The sequence below is a fragment of the Vibrio sp. 10N.222.48.A3 genome, from assembly GCF_041475345.1.
Taxonomy (GTDB): Bacteria; Pseudomonadota; Gammaproteobacteria; order Enterobacterales; family Vibrionaceae; genus Vibrio; species Vibrio tasmaniensis_A.
This window is the reverse complement of record NZ_JBFRVX010000177.1, coordinates 1-3115: the sequence shown is the minus strand read 5'-3', so window position 1 is coordinate 3115 and position 3115 is coordinate 1. Positions and strand designations below refer to the sequence as shown.

Here is a 3115-nt window from a genome sequence, read left to right as displayed (position 1 = left end):
AGGTGTTCATGCCTTCGCTTTGCAGACGGTACGCATCGATTTTGTTATACAAACCAATACCACGACCTTCTTGGCGTAAGTAAAGAATCACTCCCCCCGTCTCACCCATAATTCTGATGGTTTCATCTAACTGCTCACCACAGTCACAGCGAGAAGAATGAAAAACATCACCAGTCAGGCACTCAGAGTGCATACGAACAAGAGGTATGTCTTGTGTCTTATCCGCTGATTTAAATATCACAGCAACATGCTCTTTATCTGTTTTCAATCCATGAAAAGACAGAAGTTCAGCATCAATACTGCTTGTTACCCCTACTTTGAAATCTATTCTGGCACGCACTTCCGCCATAGCTATACTCACTTGAAAATTCGATGTATTTAACAACACTACACTATATGTCTAGGCAATATTTTGTAGCTAACTATCTAATGATAGACACTATGAGGCTGTTAACAATTTTTTTCAAGGTCGACCACGTACAAATTGTTATATTATAACAATTAATTTTCTGGGTAACAAAAAACCCCACGTTGGGATGACCAACATGGGGTTATAAATCAATCAATTGCGGCTAAGACTACACTTTTTGCGGAACGATCAGCTTAGTTGAGTTTGCTTCCAGATAACAAGCTGCACCCAAGCATTCTCTAATTCACTTAACTCTTCTTGTGTCAGTGTAGAGATGCTCGACTTTGCACTGTATTTTTCTGCCCATTTATCAGAACGGACATGAGTATAGAACTCTTTTTTTAAATTTGAGATTACGTTATCCACAAACACATCCTTATATAACAGTGCTTAGCCTTTATAATCCGTTAATATTACAAAATACAGCTCAATTGGTAAACAGTAATACACAATTTTTATGAGTCATTCCTAACACTCGCTACTGATAAATATACAAACAAAAGAAATAATAGGCTCGGTAACAACCAAAGTAATATGTTTGAAACACTCATTGCTGGCTTATAAAGCACAAATTCACCAAACCTTTCTGTCATGTACTGAGTGATTTCATTGTTACTCTTCCCTGCTTTCACCATATTGAATACAACAAGGCGTAAATCTTTTGCTATGGGAGAGTTCGACTCAATCAAATTTTGATTCTGACATTGTGGACAGCGCAGCGATTTTGCCAAACTAATAGCACGCTGTTGTTGATTAGGGCTTTCAAACTCAAATAACTCTACCTGAATGCTTGTATCTTTATCACTCGCCGTAAACAAATCCTCAGCTAATACAGGGAAGTTGACGACAATAGCAGCGCTAAGTATGAGCACTATGTTGAGTAGGAACTTCATCATCCATTTGTACCTTTAAAATAGTGAGCGAGTTCTTTACGCCAAACCGATTCATTAATCACACCTAGCAACTTCTTCACTATTTGGCCTTCAGCATCGACTAAATACGTCTCAGGAGTACCGATTACGCCCAGCTCTAAAGCCAACTTCCCTTGAGGATCACTGATCACAGTTGAGTATGGGTTGCCATCGTTGGACAATACATTGAGCGCTGCCCCAGGGTTATCTCGATAATTGAGACCCACAATTGGAATGCCTTTCTTCTGCAGTTCGAGTAAAAAAGCGTGCTCGGTTTTACATATTCCGCACCATGAAGCCCATACATTGACCAGTTGGTAAGGATGCTGAGTAATATCAGAAAGCGTAAGCTTAGCCGTTTCAGAACTTAATATTTCAGAGCTTAATGCTTCAGAATCGAATGACTCATCAGTAACGAGTTTTTCTGCCGTAAATTCAGGGAAAGCCCTTTTTTGCTCTGAAACGCTGGTCGTTTGTTGCTTATTGTCGAGCGCATATGAAAATGCAACGACCAAAGCAACAGCCACTGAAAATAGAGCAATGAGTTTATTACGAACGCTGGTATGCATACTGTGCAGCCTTAACGGTTTTCTTTTTACGATTGGTCAGTGAAAGCACAGCACCTAGAATTGAGAACAACCCACCAAACCATATCCAACGAGCATACGCTTTGTACTGAACTCGAAATGCATAAGCGGTAGCGTCAACTTTCTCACCCATGGTGATATACACATCGCCATGCCAGAACCATTTCATTGCGGGCTCGCTCATGTTCATCACTCGAACTTGGTAATGTCTTCTTTCCGGCGAAATAGAAAAACTTTGCTCGCCAGTATCTAGCTTAAGTATCGCCTTTTCAGCGGTAAAGTTTGAGGTGACATAAAGCTCTGTATCTTCATGAGCAAGCGTCCAGTCCATAAACTCCACCTGTTCATCTGGGCTTAATTTATAGCTGCGCTCAAACGAGTGGTAACTGTTCATTGCAGCACCTACAGCTAAGACCGCGACACCAACATGGGCAAATGTCATCACCCAGACTTTTCGTTGGAACTTGGAACTGCGCGTTACCGCTAAGCCATAAACATGAGTGAGTAAAACCCAAAATGCGAGTGCCCATGTCATCAGAGCCATCACTTGTCGTTGGACTTGTTCCACTTGCCAAGAATAACAAACGTAACCCAATGCCAACGACATAAGAACTAACAATGAAATAACACCTTTGGTTGCTTGAGGTTTAACACTCAACAATGGGGCTAAGCCAACCACGCCAAGTGCAAGCAAAGCCAAAGGTGCAATCAACAGATTAAAGTATGGCGCGCCCACCGATATGTTACCCAGCCCAAGCAGTTCAAAGACCATTGGATAAAATGTACCAAACACCACAACAGCGGTCGCTAATACAAAAATGAGCACCGCAACTAGGCTTAAAAAGCTCTTACTGTCGAAGCTAGTAATCGGGTTAGATTCAAAAGATTCCCCTCTGATGATAAGAAGAGAGAAAGAGCTCACTAGCACCAACATCAATATAAGTAGCAGTGCGATACCTTTAGTCGGGTCAACAGCGAAAGCGTGTACCGATGTGAGTACACCAGAACGAACAATAAATGTGCCTAGTATACTCAAACAAAATGTAATGAAAGCAAGGCTTAGAGACCACTTCAGAAGCTGTTGTTTACCTTTGGCAACACCTAAACAATGCAGCAAGGCTGTCGAAGTGAGCCACGGTAACAAACTGGCATTTTCAACAGGGTCCCAGAACCACCAGCCGCCCCAGCCTAATTCGTAATACGCCCAC

Annotated in this window: 5 protein-coding genes; all 5 read right to left on the bottom strand. The window is 41.7% G+C overall.

What is annotated here, in order from left to right:
- A partial coding sequence (gene ribA, locus AB4653_RS06385) for a GTP cyclohydrolase II RibA (protein WP_372103608.1) occupies window positions 1-388 on the bottom strand: 388 nt, incomplete at its 3' end.
- 210 nt (window positions 389-598) lie between these two features.
- The gene (locus AB4653_RS06380; RefSeq protein WP_009848837.1) at window positions 599-775 is read right to left on the bottom strand and encodes a hypothetical protein; all 177 of its coding nucleotides are present in this window, start codon (window positions 773-775) and stop codon (window positions 599-601) included.
- A gap of 89 nt (window positions 776-864) precedes the next feature.
- Window positions 865-1305: a cytochrome c-type biogenesis protein gene (locus AB4653_RS06375; protein WP_102258308.1), complete on the bottom strand. Its 441-nt coding sequence runs from the start codon at window positions 1303-1305 to the stop codon at window positions 865-867.
- Window positions 1302-1889, bottom strand: a complete 588-nt coding sequence (locus AB4653_RS06370) for a DsbE family thiol:disulfide interchange protein (RefSeq protein ID WP_102258307.1) — start codon at window positions 1887-1889, stop codon at window positions 1302-1304. Before AB4653_RS06370 ends, AB4653_RS06375 begins: the two co-directional genes overlap by 4 nt.
- On the bottom strand, window positions 1870-3115 hold a 1246-nt coding region (locus AB4653_RS06365), incomplete at its 5' end, for a cytochrome c-type biogenesis CcmF C-terminal domain-containing protein (RefSeq protein WP_372103605.1). The genes AB4653_RS06365 and AB4653_RS06370, both read right to left, overlap by 20 nt.